Here is a 25,743-nt window from a genome sequence, read left to right on the forward strand (position 1 = left end):
GCTAGGTTTTACGCACATTTTTTAGGAGTGATCTTATGGTAGAGGGGAATAAAAATCTAATTATCGCTGACTCTAAAAACGCGTCTGTTGGAATGATAATAGACGCTGAAACAATAAAAGAGAAAATCTACAACATTCGTAATCAAAAAGTCATGCTTGATTTTGAGCTTGCTGAAATATATGGGTATACTACGGCAAGATTCAACGAGCAGGTAAAAAATAACATAGAAAAGTTTGATGATGACTTTATGTTTCAGCTAACTGCTGATGAGTTCAAAAACTTGATGTCGAAAAATTCTACATCAAGTTGGGGTGGTCGCAGAAAGCTTCCATATGCTTTTACGGAGCAAGGTATTTATATGCTCATGACTGTGTTAAGAGGCGAACTTGCCATAATTCAGTCGAAAGCGCTTATTAGAACCTTTAAGCAAATGAAGGATTATATTGTTGAAAATAAGGATTTTATTGGCGCGAAGGAATTAGCTAAGCTTGCGATTCAAACGAATCAGAATACTAATGATATAGCGGAAATAAAATCTCAAATGGCAACGAAGGAAGATTTTAATAAGGTAATGGATAATTTTATTAATCCAGATTCGTATAAACATTTTCTTCTTATGGACGGCAATAAAATAGAAGCGGATCTTGCGTATTGCAAAATATATAAATCAGCTAAGAAAAGCATTTACGTTGTTGATAATTATATTGGTCTTAAAACATTGGAACTATTACGGTTTGCTGGTGAAGGGGTTGAAATCGTAGTTTTTAGTGATAACGCTAGGAGCAAGAATATGCTTACGGAAAGCATGTTGGGTGATTTTGTAAGCGATTGTCCTGGTGTTGATTTGAAGTTTAAGACTGCTGGCAGAAAGTATCACGATAGGTATGTGGTTATAGATTATGGAACGGATGATGAGGCTGTTTACGTTTGTGGCGCTTCGTCGAAAGATGCTGGCGGCAAAATTTCGACTATTACGCGAATAGAGTCTTTGAATTTGCGCTTGTATCATGCGATGTTTGATGAGTTGTTAAAGAATCCTGAGTTAGAGTTTTAACATTTTATAATGTTCTAGTGTTTTGCGCTCAACTTGGAAGTAGACTTCCAACTTTTGCTGTTGCGCAAATGTAGTTGCGCAAAGGGAGGTGCGTATGACAACAATCTTTAACGTGGCATCGTACATCCTTGATATTGCTGGAACTATTACTACTATGAAGCGTCAGAAGTTAGCTTACTATTCGCAAGCGTATTCTTTGGCTACTACTGGATATCCATTATTTAACGAGGATTTTCAGGCATGGAGAAATGGTCCTGTTTGCCCAGAATTATTCGCATTGCATCGCGGTAAGTTTTTGATTCGTAAAGGGGAGTTTGTGCTTCCTAGCACTGATAAGTTGAATGATGATTCTTTAACAGATGGTCAAAAGCTTCTTGTGGAAAAAGTGTGCAAAAAGTTTGCTGAGTGTTCTGGTAGTGATTTGAGTGCTATGACACATCGTGAGGATCCATGGAAGAATGCTTATGATGCTACTAATAGTTCGGCAATATGCGTTCAAAAAATTACTAAGGATTCTTTGAAAGAGTACTATTCAGTTCATAATTTGCTTAAGTAAATGTGATATTCTCTTGTTCTCTTATTTGCTCTGAGTTAGTTATAGCGTTGCTCGAGATTTGTGGAGTTTGTATTAAGAGCATAGAAGTAAAGCATGATATGGTAGCTTGAAAACAACGCAATACTTATAATTCATGCGAATCGTCTTACAAAGGGATTTTTACAAGAGATAAGGGATGCGAGATGAGTAAGAATACGTATACTGCGGAAAATGGGTTCGTTATTACTGACGATATTGTTGATAAGTGGGCTGAGGAGGCAGAAGATAATTTTCCTGGTGCCACTATTACAGAGTTTGCTGGAAGAGCTTAGGAAGATGAAACTCAGCCGTTGAAACCGCGTACTGTTAGGTTAAGTGATACCGTTTGGCATTTAATCGAAGCCGATGCAAAGCGCAGAAAAATGACTGTGAGTGCGTGGACTAGAAACGCTATACTTAACGAATTGTCTACTGAGATAGCTGCGCAAAGATAGTTGCGCAAAAGTAGCTGCGTAAAAATAGTTGCAGATTTCGTAATGCAGCGTGTCGCGAAGATGTGGCATAATAGGAAGGCTTGTGACTGGAGGAGGAATCCGCTAGCACAGCACAGCAATACAAGATGCGGGAGGAAGCTGCAAAACAGCTTTATAGCAACGTTTCGTAAGTGCTTTACTTCTGTAAGAAGCGACTATATCAGCGTTTGCAACAACCGTTTGAACCGCTTGTACAAGAAAGAAGAACCATATTATGGCTCCGAAAAAGAAAGTCTCCGCGCTTATTAAGCTCGAGATTCAGGCTGGTAAGGCAAATCCAGCCCCACCACTGGGTCCAGCATTAGGCTCCCACGGCGTGAACATCATGGACTTCTGCAAGGCCTATAACGACCAGACGAAGGACAAGATGGGGCAGATTGTCCCAGTAGAGATCACCGTTTATGAAGATCGTTCCTTCACCTTCATTTTGAAGACCCCACCAGCCGCTGCTTTGTTGCTTAAGGCTGCTGGCATTCAGAAGGGCACCGAGAATCCATTGACTCACAAGGTTGGTTCTGTGACCAAGGCTCAGGTGCGCGAAATCGCCGAAATTAAGATGCCTGACCTCTCCGCACGTGACGTCGAGGCCGGTATGAAGATCATCGCGGGCACCGCTCGCTCGATGGGTATTACCGTTACCGACTGAAAGGGAGTGTAGAATGGCTAAGCGTTCTAAGAAGTATCGTGAAGCGGCTGAGAAGATCGACCGCAATAACCTGTACACCCCAGCTGAAGCAATTGCTTTGTTGCAGAGCATGCCAAAGCACGCTTTCGACGAGTCCGTTGAGGCTGTTATGCGCCTTAATGTGGATCCTCGCAAGGCTGATCAGTTGGTTCGTGGCGTTGTGAACTTGCCAAACGGCACCGGTAAAACCGCTAAGGTTTTGGTGTTTGCTCGTGGCCCAAAGGCTACTGAGGCTCAGGAAGCTGGCGCCGACATCGTTGGTGATGACGAATTGATCGAAAAGGTTGCCGGTGGCTTCCTTGACTTCGATGCAGTTGTTGCAACCCCAGACATGATGGGTAAGGTTGGCCGCTTGGGTCGTGTTCTCGGTCCTCGTAGCTTGATGCCAAACCCAAAGACTGGCACCGTGACTATGGATGTAGCCAAGGCTGTTGCTGACATTAAGGGCGGTAAGATTGAGTTCCGCGTGGATCGCCAGGGCAACCTGTCCTTCCTCTTCGGCAAGCTCTCCTTCGATGCTAAGGCTCTTGAAGAGAACTTCAAGGCTGTCGCAGACGAAATCCGCCGCTTGAAGCCAAGCACCATCAAGGGTCGTTACATTACTAAGGTAACTGTGACTTCTACGATGGCTCCTGGTGTTCCAGTTGATATCGCCAGCATTGCTGCCTGATTTATTGCTTGCGTAGCTTATGCGAAAGCATGGCTGGTACGTAGTAAATTAAGTTTAAAACTTATAAACGCTGAAAATGTGCTCTTTTGAGTCATGTTTTCAGCGTTTTTTGTTACTGCGTTTCTGCGTTAGTAACGAGTAATTGCGATTAGCGTTGCTGGTGCAGTACGCAAACTGTGTTGGTAATGAATAGGTGACTGGAGAGGTTGAGGGCGCGTGGTCGTGCGCGGCGTGTCGCGCAAGAGTGGCTATATTGCAACGGTTTTGCGGCTGGTTGGGGGAGTATTCAGGAGTTTTCTGAGAGTTTTCTGAGAAAAATCTTTAAAAACCTTGAAATTGACATTTTTACGAAAAATAATGCGTAATACTGTATTTTTTACTTTTAAAAATAGTTTGACTGAAATATTTCCGTAAAAATATAAATGTTTTCTGTTAATGAGTTGTGCGTCTGCTCTTGACTTTTTCGAACGGGGGGGGGGTATGTTAATAACAGCTTCCGGCTGGATATTCTGCGCTGGTAGTTATTCACAAAACTTAAGTTGTGAATGTTAATTTTTTCTTCGCGCGTTTGGCGTGAAGGAGAAGAAGAAAGGAAAATATTATGTTGAATAAGAAGGCTATCGCCGCACTCGCTGCTGGCGCCACCCTCGTTTCCGGCTTGGCTTTCGCCGCCCCAGCAATGGCAGAAGAACCAGGTGCTGGTGCACAGAACCCTCCTGCAGCGAATAAGCCTGCAGAGAATAAGCCTGCAGAGAATAAGCCTGCTGCTCAGGATGAGAAGGATGATAATTGGCTCTATGAGACTGAGGACCCTGGTGCTCTTGCTGATCGTTTGAATGCTGAGAAGGCTGCTAAGGTTGCGGCTGACGAGAAAGATAAGTATGAGCATACTCCATTTGGCAATATGGACACGGATTACAAGAAGTGTGTGAAGCTTTACGGTGAAGATTCTCTCGAGTGCAAGGCTGTCGCTGACTACCTCAAGCGTCATGGTCAGAAGGTTGATGACAAGGCTAACGACAAGAAGGATGATAAGAAGGCTGGTAAGAAGGCTGCTGGTAAGAAGGCTGCTGCTCCATTGGCTAAGACCGGTGCTGCTGTAGCTTTGGCTGCTGTTGCTGCTTCCGTGCTTGCTGGCATGGGTGCTGCTCTTCGCAAGATCCGTCACTAAGCTTTTAGCACATTAAGTGTGTTGATTGTTTAATGATTTGTGAGCGTGCTGTACGTGAGTATGGTGCGCTCACTTGTTAAATCTTTCACTCAACGTGCTGCGAATGCTGTTTAGTGTTTTGTGGCGGGTTTGCTTTCGGGCTTTTGCATGATTCTACTGTTTTGCCAAATCTCTTTCTTCACGGTAGTGTTGTGCGCTGGTTTTCGGGGGCGTGACTGTTGAGTGTTTGGCTGGCTTGTTTGTTAGGGAAACGAGTCGGTTTTGTTAAAGGGCTTGGGTTTGGTGCTACTAGGGGCATCAGGCTCCAAGCCCTTTCTTCGTATGTGTCTGCTTGCTGACTGTACTATTGCTAGATGTTGTTGTTGCGATGCGACCAAAACGACTCAGCTGTGAGTAGTTTATGTCGCCTGCGCTTTTAGTGACCAACTTGTCTAGCGGTTCACTTGCTTACTCATCTGCTCACTAATCTACACATCTATCTACTTATATAATTAACCATCCTCCAACAAGCATATTTACTCTTCCTGCTTCTCATGTTCTTTTTTATACTTGAATCATTAAATAAAAAATAAATAGTTTTGTTAAATTTGTGTTGGGCTATTTTGGTTGTGGATGGGGGTGTTTTATGTTAAAGACAGAGCAACTTATAGATAAACTAAAAAGTAAGGGTGTTGCTTTTCAAGAATGTACAGTTGAGGATGCTGTTTCATTTTTGAATGAGCATAATTATTATGTTAAAGTTACTGCCTATAAGGCAAATTTTCATAAGCATAATGGTAAATATGTGGGTCTTGATTTTATGGCTCTAAAAGATTTATCTACTATTGATATGTATTTACGACGTTGGATTATTAGTGCAAGTCTTAGCGTGGAACATTCTTTAAAAGTCAATATATTAAAAGATATACAAGAAAAAAATATTGATGAATTCAATATAGTAAGTGAATATATTGCAAAATATCCTCGTATTATAACAGAGCTTGATAATAGACGATCTACTGCGTATGTGAAAACCCTATTGGGTAAGTATAATCACCCTAATTATCCTATATATGTTTTTCTAGAAGTGATTCCATTTGGAGAATTCGTTAATTTTTATAAGTATTACTGTGCAAAGTATGAATATGATGGATTTAATTGTACATTGCTGGACAATATAAGAAATATACGGAATGCTGCAGCTCATAGCAATTGTGTTATTCATGATTTAACAAATAAAGCTGGGTTTTACAATAATTATTTAGTTTCTCGAGTTGTTAAGTTGTTGGCAGGTGTGAAAAAGAGAACTATTCAAGACAGGTTGAAAAATAAATGCGTGCAAGATTTTATTTCGCTGCTTATTGCGGTGGATGATGTTATAAAGAGTGAGGATTTAAAGAATCATTGTTTACAGGAAATCAAGGAATTGTTTGACGGTAGGATGGTTAGGAATAAGGATTTGTACAAGTCGTCTACGTCATTGCAGCAGATGTATATTTTTTGTAAAGAGATTGTACATAATGTACAGCCATCATAGTAATTTATTAAATACGATTTGAAAACGAAAGTTTTGCGGGCGATGCATTTATGCGTCGCCCGATTTTTTTCTGATTACATCTGAATTAGTTAGTGGTATTTTTGCTGGAGGTGCGTATGACAACAATCTTTAATGTGGCATCGTACATCCTTGATATTGCTGGAACTATTACTACTATGAAGCGTCAGAAGTTAGCTTACTATTCGCAAGCGTATTCTTTGGCTACTACTGGATATCCATTATTTAACGAGGATTTTCAGGCATGGAGAAATGGTCCTGTTTGCCCAGAATTATTCGCATTGCATCGCGGTAAGTTTTTGATTCGTAAAGGGGAGCTTGTGCTTCCTAGCACTGATAAGTTGAATGATGATTCTTTAACAGATGGCCAAAAGCTTCTTGTGGAAAAAGTGTGCAAAAAGTTTGCTGAGTGTTCTGGTAGTGATTTGAGTGCTATGACACATCGTGAGGATCCATGGAAGAATGCTTATGATGCTACTAATAGTTCGGCAATATGCGTTCAAAAAATTACTAAAGATTCTTTGAAAGATTACTATTCAACTCATAATTTTTTGCGGTAAGCGCTGCGTAGTAGGAGATGTGCAGTAAGAGCTGCATTTTCGATATGTAATACACTTCTACTTATGCGTTGTCTAAGCGACCAAAACAGCACGTGCGTGAGTAGTTTAGGTCGCCTACGCAAGAAAATCCGGTCTAAACATCACGCGCGCGAGTAGTTTAGGCCGCGCGTCTTTATTGTCGTGCACTTCGTCTTAGTGCGAATCACGAATTCTGCCAATTGTTATAGCTGTTTGCAGCACATAAGCGGCGCGCGGATCCGTAGCATCCCATCCTGTAGTTTGCGCAACTTTACGTAAACGGTAACGAACAGTATTTGGATGCACATTAAGTTCGTGTGCTGTTTGGTCAAGAGCTCCACCAAAGCGTAAGAACATGTCAATAGTTTCCAGAGTCGGATCGTCATGATTGTAAGGAGCCAAACTTTGATACACCTTGTTGTAAAGAGTATCAAAAGCTGTGGCATCGCCAATAAGCGCTCGTTCTGGAAGCAAATCATCTGTGTGAATGATTTGCGGCAAATGCTTTACTGCTGGAGCAACAGCAATCGCGGCAAGAGTAGCAGTAAGAGCGGAAGAAATCTGCTCAACGCCTTCAACCATGCTGCTAACACAAATCGTCTTATGAGAATTCTCAAAAACTTTGCACAGCTTCTCTAAAGCCTGATCGCTAGGATTTTCGCGCACAGCAAGCAGAATAATATGAGAAGGCGCTGCAAAAGTAGAAGAATTTTTCGTAGATGCTGATATCAGTGCTTGCGTTTTTTGCCAAGCTCCCGTAATGCGCTGCAAAGCACTACTTTGTGTGCGCTCAACTATTGCATCATACGCATTGCAACTACCAAGCTGTGGCCAAATATTTCGACGCAAAGTGTCAGTGTTATCAGGTGGAATATCTGGTGCTGGCTTGCGATTTGGTCCGTCATCTGGCTTAATTGCAGTGCCGAAAGTTCCTGCAATAACAATAACTTTTGGCGAATCTGACCATTGAAGTAAATGCATGAAAGCGTCAATACGAGCGTCTGCAATACCATTCATTAAACACGTGGCAATAATCGAGTGTAATTGCAAGCGCATCGCCGCGTCAAAAACTTGGCCATCACGATTGTCGAAAATTCTAAGCGGTTCCGAGCTAGTTGATTTTTGCGCGCTGGGCAATGGAGTAAAACTCGGTGAATTATTACCTTTAGTATTTTCAGAAGATTGACTTGAATGACTCGAACGACTTTGATTTGATGAAAGACGATGCCACAAGTGGTGTTTGTGCTTTTCTTCGTTTTCTTGCTCTGCTTTAGATTGCTTTGCTGTAGAAGAGCTTTCTTGATCATTTGATACAGCGTTTACTTGCGTTTTGTTTAACTGTTGATTTTCAAGAGAATTGGCAATATTAGAATCCTCCGCGTGCTTTTCTGCTGCCTGTACGCTTGCTAGTATCGAAAGAAAATCGTTACTAAGTAAGCTGTTTCCTGCAAGTTTATCTTCATAATTTTCTTCGGACATAACAGAAGAAGCAGCGCTGCTATCTTGCGCAAACTGAGGTGTATTCTTCTCGTCCATCTTATGCCTTTGATCCTAACATTCTCTACTATTATAGCGCGATTGAGTAAAAGTATCTCGCCAAAAAGTAAGTGCTACAAAGCAGAAAACAAAAGCTAACGGTAGCATGTGTCGCTCAAAATTATTAGCTGGAGCAAGAATCATAACTCCAACCAGCAAGGCAAGTGGAATGTGCCATAACAATGTGCGCCAACGGCGAAGAATAATTTCTGCAACACCAATAAGTAGTGTAAAAATAACGAAAGTATTTCCGTGAATTGGCCAACTTAAAACAGGAATATCACTAAACGTGCTAATATCTTCTGCAAATTTAGTTCGCCACTTAGGATTCCAATATTTAATCCAATCAGATTTGTGTATGCTGTCAGTGTCTATGTAATATTCTGGCCCAACATACGGGCGGTCAAAAATATCAAAGTATCCGTAAGTCTTCGCAAGAAAAGCGTCAGTTGCAACGAGTGGACTATGCGTAATCATTTGCCACCAAGCGAAATCTAATTTACGAATATTATCTTTAGTAACGTATCGCCAACGATAACTCACTTTTTTAGACTGCAATCCGGAAGATTTCACAGGATCTGCGTCATAAGGTTTGTATGCTTCTGCAGTTTGATCCAGATTAAAAATTGGTGCAATAATGCGCTTTGCGCTACGCGGTATGCTATGCGGATCGAGCTTAGCTATACGTGCAATTTGTTGTAACTGAATGCCGCGACTCTCAATAGGATCGCCGCTAATAATAGCACCGCTCGAAATAAGCATAATTAACGAGCCGTGAATCACAACGATTGGAAGCAAAATTCCGCAAACCCACAAACGCCAGCGTTTGCGCTCAAAAATAATCAAAAGCACGAATTGAACAACCAGAATATACCAAGCGTATTTTGCAGCAATAAGCATTACGCACACTGAAACAATTAATTCCAAAACAGTGTGAAGTCTAGGCTTTTGCGCATTTGGCTTTGTGCTAGGTGTATTTTTAGTGTCCTTCGCATGATAGCAATTAGTTAACTCGTAATTTATACCAAACCACCAAACAAAAGCGAATGCAAAAAGCGGAGATTTTGTAAGCGCAATAGTTGAGCACAACACAAGCGGATTAAGTAAAAACATAAGCAGAATAACGAATCTTGCAAAAGTTGTTGTGCTGCAATTTGTTGAGCTAGATTCTGCATCAAGCCAAGGTTTGTTTAAGAAGCGGTGTGCTGTTGCAGAAACGCACCATGCTGCAAATACAAATTGTGCAAAGGCAAGAACTACAATTCCAGCGTCGTTTGAGTCGGTAAAGTATCTGGAGACTGCTGTTGTTGCGCCATAAATAACAGTTAGAACAATGTTGTGCTGATTTGTTAAATAAGTTGGATAAGTTGGCCACAAGTAGTGCGCAGTTGGGTAAATATCCATTGGGACAAAGCTAAAGAAGCCGATATAAGGCTGATCTAAGCCTGTAATTTTATTCCAAGTCCAACTGTACTCACGAATTTGCGAGCATATATCTGCACCGTATGCGGCAAGTAACGTAACTGGAACCCAAATCCAGCCCACGAAAAAAGTAAGAAGTAGGTTTCTTCTGTTGCGAGTGGAGTGGTTAATGAACCATTTAGCGCAATTAAAAAATAGTTTTGCAAATTTTAAAAGAAAATGCGAAATATTGCGGAAAATAGTGTGTTTAGTAGTAAATTTTTGTAATTTTGACTGTTTTTTATTTTCGCTATTTTTTCTTAACGCAATTGATTTTATTAATTTCGTAAAACGTTGATATTTAGGCAAAAACTTTTTATTTTTACCGTAGTAAATAAGCGCAGTCAGTATTAATGCGTATATTATGAAGGCAGCAACGAAAATAAAAGCATTAACCAACGAAAAATCAGCGATTGATCCTAAATGAACTTTAATATCTTGACTGCGGAAAATTGGTCCCAAGCTAGTGCAAAAAGCAAGTACAAAGCATAGCAAAGCAGCAAGAGTGTAATCTAAAAAACGTGCTACAACTGCACGCAATTTGCGCGGCTTTTCGTACTGCGTTTTGCGACGTATGCGCTCCATGTGTTAACACCTGCTTAATTGATGCTCAGCTACTTTGTTTGCTATTGCGCGCAAAACATGCAATGACGCGCGCAAAAATATAATCTGATGTAAATTATACATATGACTATTTTTTCTTCGCAAAGTGTGGCATTGATGACGCAGACCTCAGAAGTAGCAGATCTGGTAAAATATTTCGCAATTACAGATTCTACGCAAAATATTGCGCGAGAAATGATACAAAAAGGCGAAATAATCGCGCGAGATGACGGAAAGCCAGCAATAGTTGCGATTGTGGCAGACGAGCAAACAGCAGGAAGAGGACGATTAGGGCGTGCGTGGGTAAGCCGTGCGGGAGAAAGCTTTTTAGTTTCATTCGTAACGTTGCTGCCGAAGTCAATTGTTATGGACGCAAGTCACAATGGGTGGCTGCCTATTATTGCAGGGCTTGCAGCGCGTGACGCACTTCTAGAAACGTTTAAAGAGTGCGGAAGCTCGCCGATGCACGGTGATGCTTGCGCGATAAAACTTAAATGGCCTAACGACGTGTTTTTGCACGATTGTAAAGAAGGCGGAATATTAACAGAAATTGTAGCTGATCCAAGCAAAGATGATGTTGTTGGAGTAATTTTTGGAATCGGATTGAACTTGTGTGTGCCTAAAGAAGTGCTGCCAATTAAAATGGCAACTTCGCTGCAAATGCATATGACTGATTTGCCGGAAGCTAAAGAATTGCGTGATACGATTGCTGCGAAAATCGTTACTGGATTGCGTTCTAGACTTGGTGATTTTATGCGCGATTATCCAAGCAACGCTGCAGATTTGCTTCAAGAAGTAAATGGTGTGTGTTGGACTCTTGGGCGCGAAGTTAACGTGCATCCAGTTGACGGAAGCGTGGTGACAGGAACTGCTGTGCGGCTTGGAGAAGATGCGTCGCTTACGATTCGTGAGGCATCTGGCGAGGAGATTGTGGTAAAAAGCGGCGATGTGCAGGCCGTTTCGTATGAAGAGTGAGATTTAAAGAAAGCGAGCGACAACAAACGCCGGGAAAATTCCCGGCGTTTGTTGTCGTTTTTGTGTTTTGTGGAAACATTTGCCGGAAATTTTCCGACAAATGTTCCCGTTTAGAGCATTTAGGTTTAGTTGTTACGCGCGCTTTTTGTTAAGTGCGTTGTACAAGCCGGAGCAAGCTGCGCTCGCAACAAAAGCCTTAATCAAATCGCCAATCATGAAGATAATCAAGGTTGCGGCGGCAGTTGAAAGTGGCATGCCAGTTAGGTAGCTTTGACCGAAAATGCCGAATGCGTAAATCACGATCGTGCCGATTATAGAAGCTACAGAGTAAGTGCAGAAGCGTGCGAAAGTCTTCTTGAAGGAGTTTTCTGGCATCATTGCGTCAAGAGCTACGTCAAATACGCGCTTCAAAGCTGCGGTTGCAGCAACGCCAAAAATGAAACCAGCTAAGAATCCTGCAGTAGGGCCAACAAAAACAGCCCAGCCGCCCTTAAAGCCAGCAAACACAGGCAAACCTGCTGCGCCAACAGCAAGATACATAACCACAGAAGCTACGCCTTCGCGCCAGCTCAACGTTAAACCAATAATGCACAAAACAAGAGTTTGCAACGTAATAGGCACAGGAGTAATAGGAAGATAAATTGCGCCTGCCATAGTAGAAAGAGCCAAAAGCACAGTGAGAAGCGCTGGCTTTGCAAGCCATGCTGCAGCTACTTTCAACTTATTCGCAACGTTTGAATTTGCTGATGCTGTTGTTGCATTATTTTGATTTATGTTAGTCATGAAAACCTTCTTTTGGTTATTTCCGGTTCGCCGTTTGCAGCTAATAGGTTGTCAATTAAACGGTTTTGCCGGTTGTTTTCCGTTTCGCTAATCACATTACGTGTTATAAAAATCATGTGCATTGGAGAAGTGTACAAAATTTTGCTCTAGCTTTTGTGTATGTCGACTCATCCGTAAACGCAACTTTTCTAATATCTTGTAACGTATGGTTACGAATATCAAAAAAATCCTCATCGCAAACCGCGGTGAAATTGCCTTGCGAGTTATTCGCACGGCTCACGAAATGGGCATTTCTACCGTTGCTATTTACGCACCGACTGATCGCAACGCGCAGTTTGTAGAAATGGCAGACGAAGCGTACGCACTTTCCGGAGACACATATCGCGATACTTATTTAAACGAAGATGCGATTCTTGACATTATTAAAAGAAGCGGCACGGATGCGGTGCATCCGGGTTACGGTTTCCTTTCGGAAGTTGCGTCTTTTGCGAAAAAAGTTAACGATGCTGGAGTTATTTGGATTGGTCCTCGTCCGGAAGCGCTTATTGATTTGGGAGATAAGATTACGGCTCGTCGCGTGGCAGTTCGTGCGAAAGTGCCGCCAGTTCCAGGAATTTCGGAGCCTGTGAAAGATATTCGAGAACTTTTAACTTTTGCGCAAACTCACGGCTATCCAGTGATGATGAAGCGCACGGATGGCGGCGGCGGACGCGGCATTACAGTCGTTCGTAACGATGACGAGTTGCGAGGCTTTTATATGAATCACGACGCTCTTCAAGGCGGCGATTTAGACGAATATTTTATTGAGCGTTTTATTGACAAAGCTCGCCACGTAGAAACGCAGTGCGGCCGCGACGCTCACGGAAATTTCACCGTATATTCCACGCGCGATTGCTCGGTGCAGCGCCGAAACCAAAAGCTGGTTGAGGAGGCTCCTGCACCGTTCTTGACTGACGATGAAAAGGATCAGCTTTACCGATATTCTCGTAACCTATTTGAAGCTGTTGACTACGTTGGTCTTGGCACGTGCGAATATATGGTGACTTCTCAGCATAAAGTCTACTTCTTGGAAGTTAATCCGCGATTGCAAGTTGAGCACACGGTTAGTGAGGAAGTTAGTGGACTTGATTTAGTGCGAGAACAGCTCAATATTGCTGACGGCGGCGAGTTGATTAAGGATCCAGAGCCTCGCGGACACAGCTTCGAGCTTCGCATTACTTCGGAAGATCCTGCTACGAATTTGACTCCAAGTTCCGGCACTTTGACGAAAATAAAGTGGCCTTCCGGTCCTGGTATTCGCGTCGATTTTGGCGTTGAAGTTGGCGATAATATTTCGCCAAAATTCGATTCGATGATGGGCAAGCTTATTATTACTGCGCAAAGTCGCGAAACTGCTGTTGCTCGCGTGCGTCGCGCTTTGAAGGAACTTTGTATTGAGGGCGTGCCAACTCCTGCGAAACTTTTTGAGCAGATTTTTAACGACCCTGAGTTTACGGCGGAAAATCACAGTTTTGATGTGTCTACTAAGTGGATGGAACGCAAGTATTTGAACCGCGTTCCTGCAGCTTCTTTGGGCGGTCAGCCGGCTTCGCTTGTTTCTGGAAAGTCTGCGGATGAATCCGAAAATAAGCAGCCTGCAATGGAATCCTTCATTATTGAGGTTGATAATAAGCGCGTAAAGCTTACGATTCCGCAAGATATTGTTGACAATTTGACTGGTTCTGCGCGAGTTCGTAGCGTTTCTAGAGCTTCGCAACCTTTGCGTGGACGTTCGCTTCGCGGAAGTACTCATAAATCTGAAGAACAAAAGCAGATTCCTGGCGTAATCGCAGCGCCTATGCAAGCTGTTATTACGCGCGTGAATGTTGCTGAAGGTCAGCAGGTTGCCAAGGGTGATTTGCTTGTGGTGCTTGAGTCTATGAAAATGGAAAATTACGTTTACGCGCCGGCTGCAGGCACGGTTACTGGAATTTTTGTTGGGCCTGGTGACGGCGTGGAATCGGGCGCAAAGCTTGTGACGATTGACATTTCTGGTTCAAATAATGGAGATTCGTCTGAAGGTGAGAAGTCTTCCGAAAAGCCGGAAGGAGAGCAGAAATGAGCGCTTTAGTAAAAGAAAAGTCTGAAATTTCAGAGAAAAGTGTGAATAATTCTGACGATACAAACTTGCAGCCTCGTCGCGGAAAAGCTGCAGTTCAGCACGCAGCACAACTTGCTCGTGACGCAGAACAAAAAGCTTGTGAGCGTCAGCACGCAAAAGGAAAGTCAACTGCAAGAGAGCGTCTTGACTTGCTTTTTGACACCGGATCGTTCGTGGAAATCGGACGTTTTAACGGCGGTGACATAAATAACGACGTTGCAGGATGCGCTGTAATCACCGGTTTTGGCGAAGTCTATGGCAGAAAAGTTGCAGTTTACGCACAAGACTTTTCTGTGCGCGGTGGAACTTTAGGCAAAGCTGAGGGCGAGAAAATCTGCCATCTTTTAGATATGGCTGTTGAACTTCGCGTGCCAGTTGTTGCCGTAATTGATTCCGGCGGCGCTCGCATTCAAGAAGGCGTGAGCGCGCTTATGCAATACGGGCGTATCTTCAAAAAAACTTGCGAAGCAAGCGGCTTGATTCCGCAAATCTCAATTATTCTGGGGCCTTGCGCTGGTGGTGCTGTGTATTGCCCTGCATTGACGGATTTGATTATTATGACTCGCGAGCACTCAAATATGTTCGTAACTGGCCCGGATGTTGTTAAAGCTGCAACCGGCGAGGCGATTAGCATGGACGATTTGGGCGGCGGTCTTGTACATAACGCAACTTCCGGTGTCGCTCACTATTTGGGAGAGGATGAAGCTGACGCAATTGACTACGCGCGCACAGTTTTGGCTTATTTGCCATCTAGCTGTGAGGTAGAGCCTCCAACTTTTGCATATTCTGCTACTCGTGCCGATCGCGAAACTGCGCGCGAGTTGGCGAATATTGTGCCGGATAACGACCGTCAGCCTTACGATGTGCTCGACGTGATTCGCAGAATTGTCGACTACGGTGAGTTCGTGCAAGTGCAGGAATTGTATGCTGCTTCTGCAGTGGTTGGTTTTGCTTGCATTGAGGGTCATCCTGTTGGAATCGTGGCAAATCAGCCGAAGGTGAACGCTGGTATTTTGGATGTAAATTCTTCCGAAAAAGTCGCGCGATTTGTGCGATTGTGCGACGCGTTTAATTTGCCTGTGGTGACTCTAGTAGATACTCCTGGTTATAAGCCTGGTTCAGATCAAGAGCACGCAGGAATTATTCGCCGAGGTGCGAAAGTGATTTATGCGTACGCGAATGCGCAAGTTCCGCTGGTTACAGTTATTTTGCGCAAAGCTTTCGGTGGAGCTTATATCGTTATGGGTTCCAAGTCGATGGGTGCGGACGTAAATTACGCGTGGCCAACCAGCCAGATTGCAGTTTTGGGTGCGCAAGGTGCCGTAAATATTATTCACCGCAAGGATTTGCAAAAAGCTAAAGAGCGTGGGCAAGACGTTGCAGCTCTTAGAAAGCAGCTGGTTGACGAGTATGAGGCGACTACTGTGAACGCAAATCTTTCGTTGGAAACTGGTCAGATTGACGCAATGATTGACCCGGAGCAGACTCGCGATATGATTGCCGGCTCATTGAAGCTTTTGCGCAGTAAAAAGCGGGTTTCCAGAACTGGAAAGCATCACGGAAATCAGCCAATGTAAGTGATTTATAAAAATTATAGGGGTTATCAAACTTATAACTAAAAACTATAGAACTTACAAAACTTATAAACCTTACAAAACTTACAGAATTTATAAAACTTATCCAAATCAACGAGAAGGAAACATCATGACAACATACTTTTTCGACCAACTCGCTAATAATCCGCACGCACTCGTGTTTGCAGGTCAGTCGACTCCGTGGGTTGAAGCTTTGCGTGAGCTTGGTTCAGACGAAGAATTAAACGCAGAACTTCATGAGTACGAAGCAGGCGCAAAAGCTTTGCTATCGCCAATTTATTCTGAGCTTTTAGCAAATGCAGGCGGCGACATAAACGTGTTTGACGCGCTAGAAAATAAGCATATTAACGCTGCAAACGCGCTTCTTAGTGTGCCTGGAATTACGCTTGCACAATTCGGTGCAGTGCGCGACTTAACAAATCTTGGATACAACTTTGAAGTAAACAAGCCGTGCGCAGTTTTGGGTCATTCTCAAGGCGTAATCGCAGCAGAAATGGTAAAAGCTCGCATAAAAGCAAAGTCTTGGCAAAAAGCTCGCGCGCAAATCGAAGAATTACTTGCAATTGCCTACTTAATTGGAGCTGCAGGAGATCGTGAATCTCGAATGCTTGAAATTACTGGTGACGGCGAGCACACGCCAATGCTGTCACTTAAAGGAGTTACTAAAAAGCAGGCAGAAGCGTTAATTTCACGCGTAGAGCGCACGCGCGGTGAAGTGTCAATTGCTGTTAAAAACGCTTACAATCACGTGGTTATTGCAGGATACCCGGAAGATATGGAAGCTGTTGCAAACGAAGCGCAAAAAGAAACAAAGCGTTCGAAAAAATTGCGCGAAATGAAAGTTCGCGGTGGAGCTGTATTTGCGCCAGTTGCTGAATATTTGGATGTTACAGTGCCATTCCATTCGCCAATGCTTCAATCTGCAGTTGAGCAGGTAGTAGAGTGGGCTAGTGAGGCTGGTTTGAACACTACAGTTGCGCGCGAATTGGCTGATGCTGTGCTTGTAACTCCTGTTGATTGGGCTGCGCAAATTGGCGAAGTTTTGGAGCAGAACGACGCGCGCTCGCTTTGGATTTTAGACATGGGTCCTAGCGAGGTGCTCGGAAAGCTTACTGGAGTGCTTGTGCAAGGAACCGGCGCTGGAATCGTAGAGGCTGCTACATTGCGCTCTCGCGCTGAGCTTTCAACAGCTGACTCAGCTTCTGAACCAGAGCGTACAGGCTGCTGGGCTGCTTTTGCGCCTCGAGTAATCAACACGCCTGCAGGACGCAAAGTGCTTACCAAATTTAGCAAGCTTACAGGCAAAGCTCCTGTGCTTCTTGCAGGAATGACACCAACGACAGTAGAGCCGGAAATCGTTGCTGCAGCAGCAAATGCAGGCTACTGGGCTGAGCTTGCTGGCGGCGGTCAAGTAACTGCAGAAGTTTTCGATCGTCATATGAAGTCGCTTGAAAATCAGCTTCGCGAAGGCGCAACTATCGAATTTAACGCCATGTTTATGGATCGCTATCTGTGGAATTTGCAATTTGGTTCGAAGCGAATCGTGCCAAAAAAGAGGCAGTCGGGAGCTCCTATTGATGGTGTAGTTATTTCTGCTGGCATTCCAGAACTTGACGAAGCCAAGGAATTAGTAGCATCTTTACAAGCTGATGGATTCCCTTACGTAACGTTTAAGCCTGGAACAGTTGACCAAATTCGTCAAGTTGTGCGAATTGCTAAGGCTGTTGCTCCAGCCACGATTATTGTACAGGTTGAGGGCGGTGCTGCAGGTGGTCACCATTCGTGGGAATCTCTTGACGATTTGCTTATGACAACTTACGCGCAAGTGCGCGAGTGCGAAAATTTGGTGCTTGTTGCAGGCGGTGGTATTGGCACTCCTGAGCGTGCTGCAGACTACATTTCTGGCGAATGGGCGAATGAATACGGTTTGCCAAATATGCCAGTTGATGCTGTAATGATTGGCACAGCTGCAATGACAGCTAAGGAAGCACATACAAGTCCTGAAGTAAAGCGTATGCTTGTGGAAACTCCGGGTATTGCGATGCCGAAATCTTCTAGCATTGAAGGTTTTGATGAGGATTCGTTCGCACCTTTGGGTGAGCGTTGGGTGCCTTCTGGCAAAGTGATTGGCGGTGTGACGAGTGGTTTAAGCCATTTGCACGCAGATATTTACGAGTTAGAAAACGCTTCTGCTCGCTGCGGTCGATTGCTCGTTCGTATGATGAAACATCCTGAAGAGCTTGAAGCGCGTCGCGATGAAGTAATCGAAGCACTTAACTCTACTGCAAAACCATATTTTGGTGACGTAGAAAGCATGACTTACGCACAATTTGCTCAACGTTTCCTAGATTTGGCATACCCTTGGGTGGATCCGACTTACGTAGATCGCTACATGCATTTGTTGCAGCGTATTGAAGCGCGTTTAATTAATCAAGATTCAGGCGAATTTACTTCTATTCTGCCTTCTATCGAAGAAGTTTCTAAGCACCCTCAAGCTGCTTTATATACGCTGATTGACGCGTTGCCTCAAGCTCGCGAGATGAACGTTGTGCCAATGGATGCCGCTTGGTTCCCAACTTTGGTGCGCGAATACCCTAAGCCAATGCCATTCGTGCCAGTTATTGACAACGATTTGTTGCGTTGGTGGGGTCAAGATCAGCTTTGGCAGTCGGAAGATTCGCGTTACTCGGCAGACGCTGTGCGTGTAATTCCAGGACCGATTTCCGTGGCTGGAATTACGACTATGGATGAGCCGATTGCCGATATTCTGGGACGTTTTGAAGCAGCTATGCTCAATCGTGCAGAATCTGGCTCGGAAACTGGAGTAGAAGCAGAAAATAAGGAAAATGCGGCGAGCAAGTCTTCAAAATCTGCTTTTAGTCAGATTGCTGATGCTAAAAACGTTGAAGCTTACGTGCGCGCATGCCCGAATATTTCTTGGGTTGGTCATGTAACTGCAAACCCTGCTTACGGAACATCTTTAGGAGACGAAAATTACGTAATTACAGTAACTTCTAGTAATAATGACGTAATTTCGCTTGATTTAGATATTAAGCTAGATACATTCTGGGATAATCAAGAAAATCAGGAAGCAAAACACTCTACAAAAAACGCTGCAAACTCGCCAAAACGCAAGCACGCGGTACGAGATATTGTAATTCCGCTAACTGTTGATGCAAGTCAAGCTGGAATCATACCAGTAGTTGACCGCGAACGTTTGCCAAAGCACGTGTACGAAATGCTTGCAGCAACCGCAGGTATTGGAAATACTGCGATTACTGGCGATGTGCTTGATGCTATGCCTAAGGTTGAAACAGTAAAAGAAGATGGCAGTTTGGCAAAATTGCCGGAAGATTTGCTTGCAGAAGGTTATAGAGATTTCCCGTTTGGATTGGTTCATTCTTCCTATACTTTCTCAAGAAATCTTGGAATTGACCACGAGTCTGCTACTGCTGGAAGACTTCCAGATGGATTGCTTGCTTCTCGCATTGTGCCAGACGCGTTAGTAGGTCCTGCTTGGCCAACTATTTACTCAGCTTTGGGTTCCGTAATGGTTGATGGCTACCCGATTATTGAGGGTCTGCTTAACGCTGTTCACCTAGATCATTTAGTAGAGCTTGACGTCGATGCTGAAGCCTTTAAAAAGTATGTCGACAAGCGAATTAATTTACTAGGCTGGGCTGAGCCGTATGCAGAATCCGCTTCTGGACGCGTGGTAACTATTCACGTAGTGCATACTGCAGCTGACGGCACGCGACTTGCTCACGAAACTGAGCGTTTTGCTATTCGTGGACGAAGCTTCAGCAATGCGCTTCCTGCTCCAGCTGCGCAATATGGCGAAGCTGCAGGATTGCACGGATACGAAATTGAAGACACGCCTCGCAGAGCTTTGCGCAGAGTAGTCGTTCGCGCTCCTCACGATATGACCGCTTTTGCGCGTACTTCTGGAGATTTCAACCCAATCCACACTTCTAAGCGAGGTGCTGCAATTTCCGGTCTTTCTGCTCCTTTGGTACACGGTATGTGGCTTTCTGCAACAGCTCAACATGTGGCTCAAGCAGTTGATGAAAAAGGTGCTCGCTACGAGCTCATTGGCTGGTCCTACAACATGTACGGCATGGTTCAGCTTGATGACGAAGTAGAAATCACAGTTGAGCGCGTTGGAAAAGTTCGTCGCGGCGGACTTGCTTTGGAAGTTACGTGCAGAGTTGATGGGCAAATCGTGTCTAAAGCAAGCGCGCTTACTCGCGCTCCACGTGCAGCATTCGTATACCCAGGTCAGGGTATCCAAAAACAAGGAATGTCGCTGGATGAGCGCGCAAAGTCGCCTGCTGTGCGCGATACTTGGGAGCGAGCAGACAAGCTTACTCGCGAAAAGCTTGGATTCTCAATCCTCGCGGTCGTGCGCGATAATCCAAAGGAGCTTACTGCTCACGGCGTAACTTATCACCATCCTGAAGGATTGCTTAATTTAACACAATTTACGCAAGTTGCGCTCGCAACAGTTGCCTTTGCGCAAACCGCGCGTTTGCGTGAAGCAGGATGCGATATTTGGCCTGCTTACTTTGCAGGACACTCGCTTGGAGAATACAATGCTTTGAGCTCCTTCGCGCAAATTATTCCACTCGAAACTGTGCTTGAATTGGTGTTCCACCGCGGATCTACAATGCATCACTTGATTGAACGCGATGCGCAAGGTCGCTCGAACTACCGCATGGGTGCGCTTCGACCAAACCAGTTTGGAGTGTCAGACGAAGGTGTAAACGCTTACGTTAATGGCATTTCCAAGGCTACTGGCGAATTCTTGCAAATTGTAAACTACAACTTGGCAGGTCAGCAGTACGCAATTGCTGGAACTATTAAAGGCTTGAAGGCATTGGCTGCAGACGCTTCTAAGCGCGCTAAGGAGTATGGTGGTAAGCCTCCATTCATGTTTGTTCCAGGAATTGACGTGCCGTTCCACTCTCGAATTCTTCGAAAGGGTGTGCCGGAATTCCGCGACAAGCTCGATTCGCTGCTGCCGAAGCATATTGATTACTCTGTGCTTGTAGACCGTTACATTCCAAACCTCGTGGCTTGCCCGTTTGAGCTTACGCGAGAATTTGCACAAAAGATTTTGGATGTTGTGCCATCTGAGCGCATTGAAGCAGCTTTGGAAGATGAAACTACGTGGAAATCTTATGCAGAGGATGAGCAGAAGCTCGGTAGATTGCTTCTTACGGAGCTTCTTTCATGGCAGTTCGCTTCTCCAGTTCGTTGGATTGAAACGCAGGCTCTTATGTTTGCCGATCGCGCTCGCGGCGGTCTTGGCGTTGAAGAGTACGTTGAAGTTGGTTTAGGAAACGCGCCAACTTTGGCAAATCTTGGCGCTAAAACTCTTGCTTTGCCGGAGTTTAGTGGCGAAAAAGTGACTGTTTACAACGTTGGTCGTGACGAAGGTCGCGTTTATATGACTGACACGGATTCGCTTGTGCCTGAAGTGTTTACTGAGGAAGATAGTCAAGAAGTAAGTAGCACTGCTGATGCAGCTGCTGCTCCTGCAGCTCCTGCCGCAAATGTTGTCTCTGCTGCTCCTGCGGCTGCTCCTTCTGCTCAAGTTGCTAACGCAGCAGCAAGCGGACCTGTAGCAGACTTGCCATTCAAAGCATCCGACGCAATCTCAATGCTGATTGCGTATAGTGCAAAAATCCGTCTTGACCAAATCGGCGACACTGACACAACTGATACGCTTACAAACGGCGTATCTTCGCGCAGAAACCAGCTTCTTATGGATATTAGTTCCGAGCTTGGCGTGGCTAGCGTGGACGGTGCTGCAGAAGCTCCAATGAGTGCGCTTAAAAAGTTAGTTGATTCGGTTGCTCCGCGCTATAAGGCTTTTGGTGCAGTGCTTTCCGATATTGTGCGCGAACGTTTGCGTGCACTTTTCGGTGCAGCAGGTGTGAAGCCAGCGCAAATTGACAAGCGTATTTCGGAAGTCTGGCAGCTTGGCGAAGGCTGGCGTGCGCACGTGCTTGCGGCTTTGGTTTTGCAAACGCGTGAAGGTGCTAGCGTGCGCGGTGAAAATCTTGCGCAACTTTCAACTGATCCTGCAAAGAATACTGCTGCAGCTGACGCTTTAATCGACGCAGCAATTGCGCAAGTTGCACAAGCTCACGGCGTTAGCGTTTCTCGGCCTGGCGCTGCTGGCGCAGCCGGTGGTGCTGTTGTTGATTCTGCAGCTCTTGACGCTTTTGCGCAGCAAGTTGTTGGCGCAGACGGCGTACTTGCTGCAACTGCTAAGTTTGTGCTAGCAAAGCTTGGTGTTGAAGCTCCTAAAGCAGAAACTGAAAGTGACGAAAATGCTGCTGTTGTAGCTGCTGTTGAAGCAGAATTAGGTGCGGATTGGCCAAAGCAAGTGGCTCCTCGATTTGATGAGCGAAAAGCGATTCTTTTCGACGACCGCTGGGCTTCGGCTCGCGAAGACGTTGCTCGCTTGTACTACAAGTATGCCGGAAAGAATGTTGATATTCAGGTAAATGAAGTTTCTGAAATCTTAAATGATTTTGGTAGTTTCCTCGGTGCCGGGGAAGCAGTAGCTTCGGAAGCTGAGTGGTTTGCAAGTCTTTCTAAATCTCGCGAATTAAACAATCTTGCAACAATATTTAATGGTATTGCTCGCGATTCTCGCACTAAACTTGCACAAAACAACGCCGATACTGCTCAAGCAACTCGTTTTGCAGGAGAAGTTGCAGTAGTTACAGGCGTTGCTCCTAACTCGATTGCTGCTCGCGTAGTAAAGGGTTTGCTTAAGGGTGGAGCTACGGTTATTGCAACTTCGCACAGTTTCAAGCCGAGCGTTAAGTCTTGGGCGAAGAAAGCGTATCGCGAAAACGCTCAAATGGGCGCAAAGTTGTGGCTTGTGCCAGCAAACTTGTCTAGTTATCGCGATGTCGATGCGCTTGTAAAGTGGGTTGGCACGGTTTCAAAGAAAGTAAGTGGCGCAACTACTACTATTTTGAAGCCTGCTTATGAGCCGAGCATGTTCTTCCCGTTTGCAGCTCCTCCAGTTCACGGTACTTTGTCTGATTCTGGTTCGCTTTTTGAATCGCAATCGCGCTTAATGCTGTGGGGAGTGGAGCGTGCAATCGCTGGATTTGCGCAGATTGGAGCAGATACAGATGTACAACATCGTATGCACGTTGTGTTACCTGGCTCTCCAAACCGCGGTATGTTCGGCGGCGACGGTGCTTACGGCGAAGTCAAGAGTGCTTTCGACGCGATTGTGAACCGTGCGCATGCGGAAAGCGTGTGGTCGGATCGCGTGACTTTCGCGCATCCTAAGATTGGATGGGTGCGTGGAACCGGCTTAATGGGCGGAAATGATCCGCTTGTGGCTGTAGTTGAGCGTCACGGATTAACTACCTACTCTACGCAAGAAATGGCAGATCGTTTGCTCGATTTGTGCACGAAGGAAGCGCGAGAGCAGGCAGCAATTGCGCCTTTGGATGTTGATTTTACGGGCGGATTAGGCAAGGAGCCTCTTGATTTGAACGCGCTTCGTGCAGAAGCGTTGGAAGATCAGAAGCGTGCTGAAGTTGCGGAAGAAGCGGTGGAAGCTGTAGAAGAAGCTGCAGAATCTTCTGCTAAATCAACCAACAAAGCACTTCCAACTCCTTACGTGCCAACTCAGCCGCGAGTCAACTTGGCTGATTGGAAGAACGTAACAGCGCGTCCAGAAGACGAAATTGTGATCGTCTCCGTTGGCGAGCTTGGACCATGGGGTTCCGGACGTACTCGTTTCGAAGCAGAACTTGGAATTCGTGAAGACGGTTCCGTGGAGCTTTCTGCAGGAGCAGTACTGGAATTGGCTTGGAATATGGGCTTGCTTACTTGGCAGGATTCGCCAAAGCCAGGCTGGTATGATGCGGACGGCACGCTTGTTCCAGAAGAAGATATTGCAGAGAAATATCGCGATGAAGTAGTAGCACGTTCCGGTATTCGACCATTCGAAACCGGTATGGGCGGCGATTACAAGGATGGAGCAAACGAAGAAGAAGCAGAAATCTTCCTCGATCACGACGTGAGTTTCAGCGTTCCAACAGAAACAATTGCGCGCGAATACGTGGCACTTGACGAATCGCATACTGAGATTGCTCGCGATGCAGAATCTGGCGAATGGACTGTTACGCGCAAGGCAGGTTCTATGATTCGCGTGCCGCGTAGGGCTGCAATGACCAGAACCGTCGGTGGACAATTCCCTAAGGGCTTCGATCCGCTGAAGTGGGGTATTCCAGCTTCAATGGTTGGAAGTGTTGACACGATTGCGCTGTGGAATATTGTCACAACTGTAGACGCTTATATTTCTGCTGGTTTCACGCCTTCGGAGATTTTGCAATCTGTGCATCCGTCAATGGTTGCTTCCACGCAAGGAACCGGTTTCGGCGGCATGAGTTCAATGCGAAAACTGTATTTGGATCGCTTCCTTAACCACGAAATTCCTACGGACGTATTGCAAGAGGCGCTTCCAAACGTTGTTGCAGCTCACGTAATGCAAACCTATATCGGCGGCTACGGAAATATGGTTCAGCCGGTGTCTGCATGCGCAACTGCAGCGGTTTCGCTCGAAGAAGGCGTCGACAAGATTGCTCTCGGCAAAGCTGACTTCGTAGTAACTGGCGCAATTGACGATATCGGTGTGGAATCCGTAGTTGGCTTCGGCAATATGAACGCAACTGCCAATAGCGAAGAAATGTATGCGAAGGGCATCAATCCACGATTCTTCTCTCGCGCAAACGATCGCAGACGTGGAGGCTTCCTTGAAGCACAAGGCGGCGGTACGATTTTGGTTACGCGCGGCGATATTGCTTTGAAGCTTGGCTTGCCTGTTGCTGGTGTGGTTGGTTTCATTCACTCCTACGCTGATGGCATTCACACTTCTATTCCTGCTCCGGGCTTGGGTGCTTTGGCTGCGGGCATGGGTGGAGCTAAGTCTAAGCTCGTGCGTGATTTGGCAGCTCTCGGCGTTACTCCGGACGATATTGCTGTGGTTTCTAAGCATGATACGTCTACGAATGCAAACGATCCGAACGAATCTGAGCTGCACAATACTCTTGCGCACGCAATCGGACGCACGGACGGAAATCCGCTGTTCGTAATCAGCCAAAAGGCGCTGACTGGACATGCAAAGGGCGGCGCGTGCATCTTCCAAATCAACGGTTTGACGCAACTGTTTAGAAGTGGCGTAATCCCTGGAAACGCATCACTTGACTGCGTGGATCCTAAGCTTGCGCGCGACGACCACATGGTTTGGTTGCGTGAGCCGATGCGCATTGGCGATGGTGCAGGTTCTTGTGCAGTGAAGGCTGCTCTCGCAACTTCGCTCGGCTTCGGTCATGTTAGCGGATTTGTGGCATTGGTTCATCCTGGTGCTTTTGAAGCTGCTGTAGCTGCTAGCGCAGGTGTTAATGTGCTTAAGAATTGGCGTACCAAGGCGAATGCGCGTTTGGCTGCGGGCCAGAGGCGATTTGAGGAAGGCATGATGGGTCGATCTGTACTGTTCGAGCCTGTTGAGAATCGTCACTTGCTGAAGGATGGCACGCGCCTTCCGGATGGCACTCGCTACGATGGTCACGAGGCAGAAAAGGCGATGTTACTTAATCCTGAAGCTCGCCTTAATGCGAACGGATACTACTGCTGAGTCGCTGCTACTGCTGAGCTGCTGCTTTAGCTGGTTTTGACTTACAAACGCCGGGGAATTTTCTCCGGCGTTTGTAGTCGTTTTGGCGTTATGTGGAAACATTTGCTGTGAATATTCTCGGCATTTATTTTCGCTCTTGCCTTATTTGACCACATTTGCCGGAAAAATGTAGGGCGATTGGAGTTGCGTTAACAATCACGTAAGTAGCTTTGT

Annotated in this window: 15 protein-coding genes; 12 read left to right on the forward strand and 3 right to left on the reverse strand. The window is 45.3% G+C overall.

The window, feature by feature from the left end; translation table 11 throughout:
- Positions 1-35: 35 nt before the first annotated feature.
- The 8 genes from HXT40_RS01390 (at position 36) to HXT40_RS01425 (ending at position 6,743) form a co-directional block, all read left to right on the forward strand.
- Positions 36-1,055: an ORF6N domain-containing protein gene (locus HXT40_RS01390; protein WP_012914476.1), complete on the forward strand. Its 1,020-nt coding sequence runs from the start codon at positions 36-38 to the stop codon at positions 1,053-1,055.
- Positions 1,056-1,149: 94 nt separating this feature from the next.
- Positions 1,150-1,611, forward strand: a complete 462-nt coding sequence (locus HXT40_RS01395; protein WP_116994980.1) for a Panacea domain-containing protein — start codon at positions 1,150-1,152, stop codon at positions 1,609-1,611.
- Positions 1,612-1,793: 182 nt separating this feature from the next.
- Complete coding sequence (locus HXT40_RS01400) at positions 1,794-1,922, forward strand: hypothetical protein (protein WP_004109178.1); 129 nt, start codon at positions 1,794-1,796, stop codon at positions 1,920-1,922.
- A 415-nt stretch (positions 1,923-2,337) separates the two neighbouring features.
- On the forward strand, positions 2,338-2,769 hold the full coding sequence (gene rplK, locus HXT40_RS01405; protein ID WP_004118588.1) for a 50S ribosomal protein L11: 432 nt from the start codon (positions 2,338-2,340) through the stop codon (positions 2,767-2,769).
- A 13-nt stretch (positions 2,770-2,782) separates the two neighbouring features.
- Entirely contained in the window at positions 2,783-3,478 is a 696-nt protein-coding gene (rplA, locus tag HXT40_RS01410) for a 50S ribosomal protein L1 (protein ID WP_004106273.1), read from the forward strand.
- A gap of 601 nt (positions 3,479-4,079) precedes the next feature.
- Positions 4,080-4,649, forward strand: coding sequence for a peptidase (locus HXT40_RS01415; protein WP_421777267.1), 570 nt, complete (start codon positions 4,080-4,082; stop codon positions 4,647-4,649).
- Between the two features lie 625 nt (positions 4,650-5,274).
- Complete coding sequence (locus HXT40_RS01420) at positions 5,275-6,165, forward strand: Abi family protein (protein ID WP_102704457.1); 891 nt, start codon at positions 5,275-5,277, stop codon at positions 6,163-6,165.
- Positions 6,166-6,281: 116 nt separating this feature from the next.
- Positions 6,282-6,743, forward strand: a complete 462-nt coding sequence (locus tag HXT40_RS01425) for a Panacea domain-containing protein (RefSeq protein ID WP_421777268.1) — start codon at positions 6,282-6,284, stop codon at positions 6,741-6,743.
- A gap of 192 nt (positions 6,744-6,935) precedes the next feature.
- On the opposite strand, the gene HXT40_RS01430 is transcribed toward HXT40_RS01425, so the two are convergent.
- Positions 6,936-8,297 carry a PucR family transcriptional regulator gene (locus HXT40_RS01430; protein WP_004109186.1) on the reverse strand — a complete coding sequence of 454 codons (1,362 nt, stop codon included), beginning with the start codon at positions 8,295-8,297 and terminating at the stop codon, positions 6,936-6,938.
- A 15-nt stretch (positions 8,298-8,312) separates the two neighbouring features.
- Positions 8,313-10,343, reverse strand: coding sequence for a DUF6020 family protein (locus HXT40_RS01435; protein ID WP_421777269.1), 2,031 nt, complete (start codon positions 10,341-10,343; stop codon positions 8,313-8,315).
- Positions 10,344-10,445: 102 nt separating this feature from the next.
- Between HXT40_RS01435 and HXT40_RS01440 the strand changes: the two genes are divergently transcribed.
- Positions 10,446-11,336 carry a biotin--[acetyl-CoA-carboxylase] ligase gene (locus tag HXT40_RS01440; RefSeq protein WP_421777270.1) on the forward strand — a complete coding sequence of 297 codons (891 nt, stop codon included), beginning with the start codon at positions 10,446-10,448 and terminating at the stop codon, positions 11,334-11,336.
- Positions 11,337-11,468: 132 nt separating this feature from the next.
- On the opposite strand, the gene HXT40_RS01445 is transcribed toward HXT40_RS01440, so the two are convergent.
- Entirely contained in the window at positions 11,469-12,119 is a 651-nt protein-coding gene (locus tag HXT40_RS01445; RefSeq protein WP_004109189.1) for a biotin transporter BioY, read from the reverse strand.
- Positions 12,120-12,324: 205 nt separating this feature from the next.
- Here HXT40_RS01445 and HXT40_RS01450 point away from each other — a divergent pair, with 205 nt between their 5' ends.
- From HXT40_RS01450 to HXT40_RS01460, 3 genes are all read left to right on the forward strand, one after another.
- On the forward strand, positions 12,325-14,220 hold the full coding sequence (locus HXT40_RS01450) for a biotin carboxylase N-terminal domain-containing protein (protein ID WP_410299546.1): 1,896 nt from the start codon (positions 12,325-12,327) through the stop codon (positions 14,218-14,220).
- Positions 14,217-15,836 carry an acyl-CoA carboxylase subunit beta gene (locus HXT40_RS01455; RefSeq protein WP_421777271.1) on the forward strand — a complete coding sequence of 540 codons (1,620 nt, stop codon included), beginning with the start codon at positions 14,217-14,219 and terminating at the stop codon, positions 15,834-15,836. The genes HXT40_RS01450 and HXT40_RS01455 overlap by 4 nt, the downstream gene beginning before the upstream one ends.
- Positions 15,837-15,963: 127 nt before the next feature.
- Positions 15,964-25,530 carry a fatty acid synthase subunit beta domain-containing protein gene (locus HXT40_RS01460; protein WP_421777272.1) on the forward strand — a complete coding sequence of 3,189 codons (9,567 nt, stop codon included), beginning with the start codon at positions 15,964-15,966 and terminating at the stop codon, positions 25,528-25,530.
- Positions 25,531-25,743: the final 213 nt, after the last annotated feature.

The sequence above is a fragment of the Gardnerella sp. DNF01180P genome (genome assembly GCF_049244205.1).
GTDB classification, from domain to species: Bacteria; Actinomycetota; Actinomycetes; order Actinomycetales; family Bifidobacteriaceae; genus Bifidobacterium; species Bifidobacterium swidsinskii.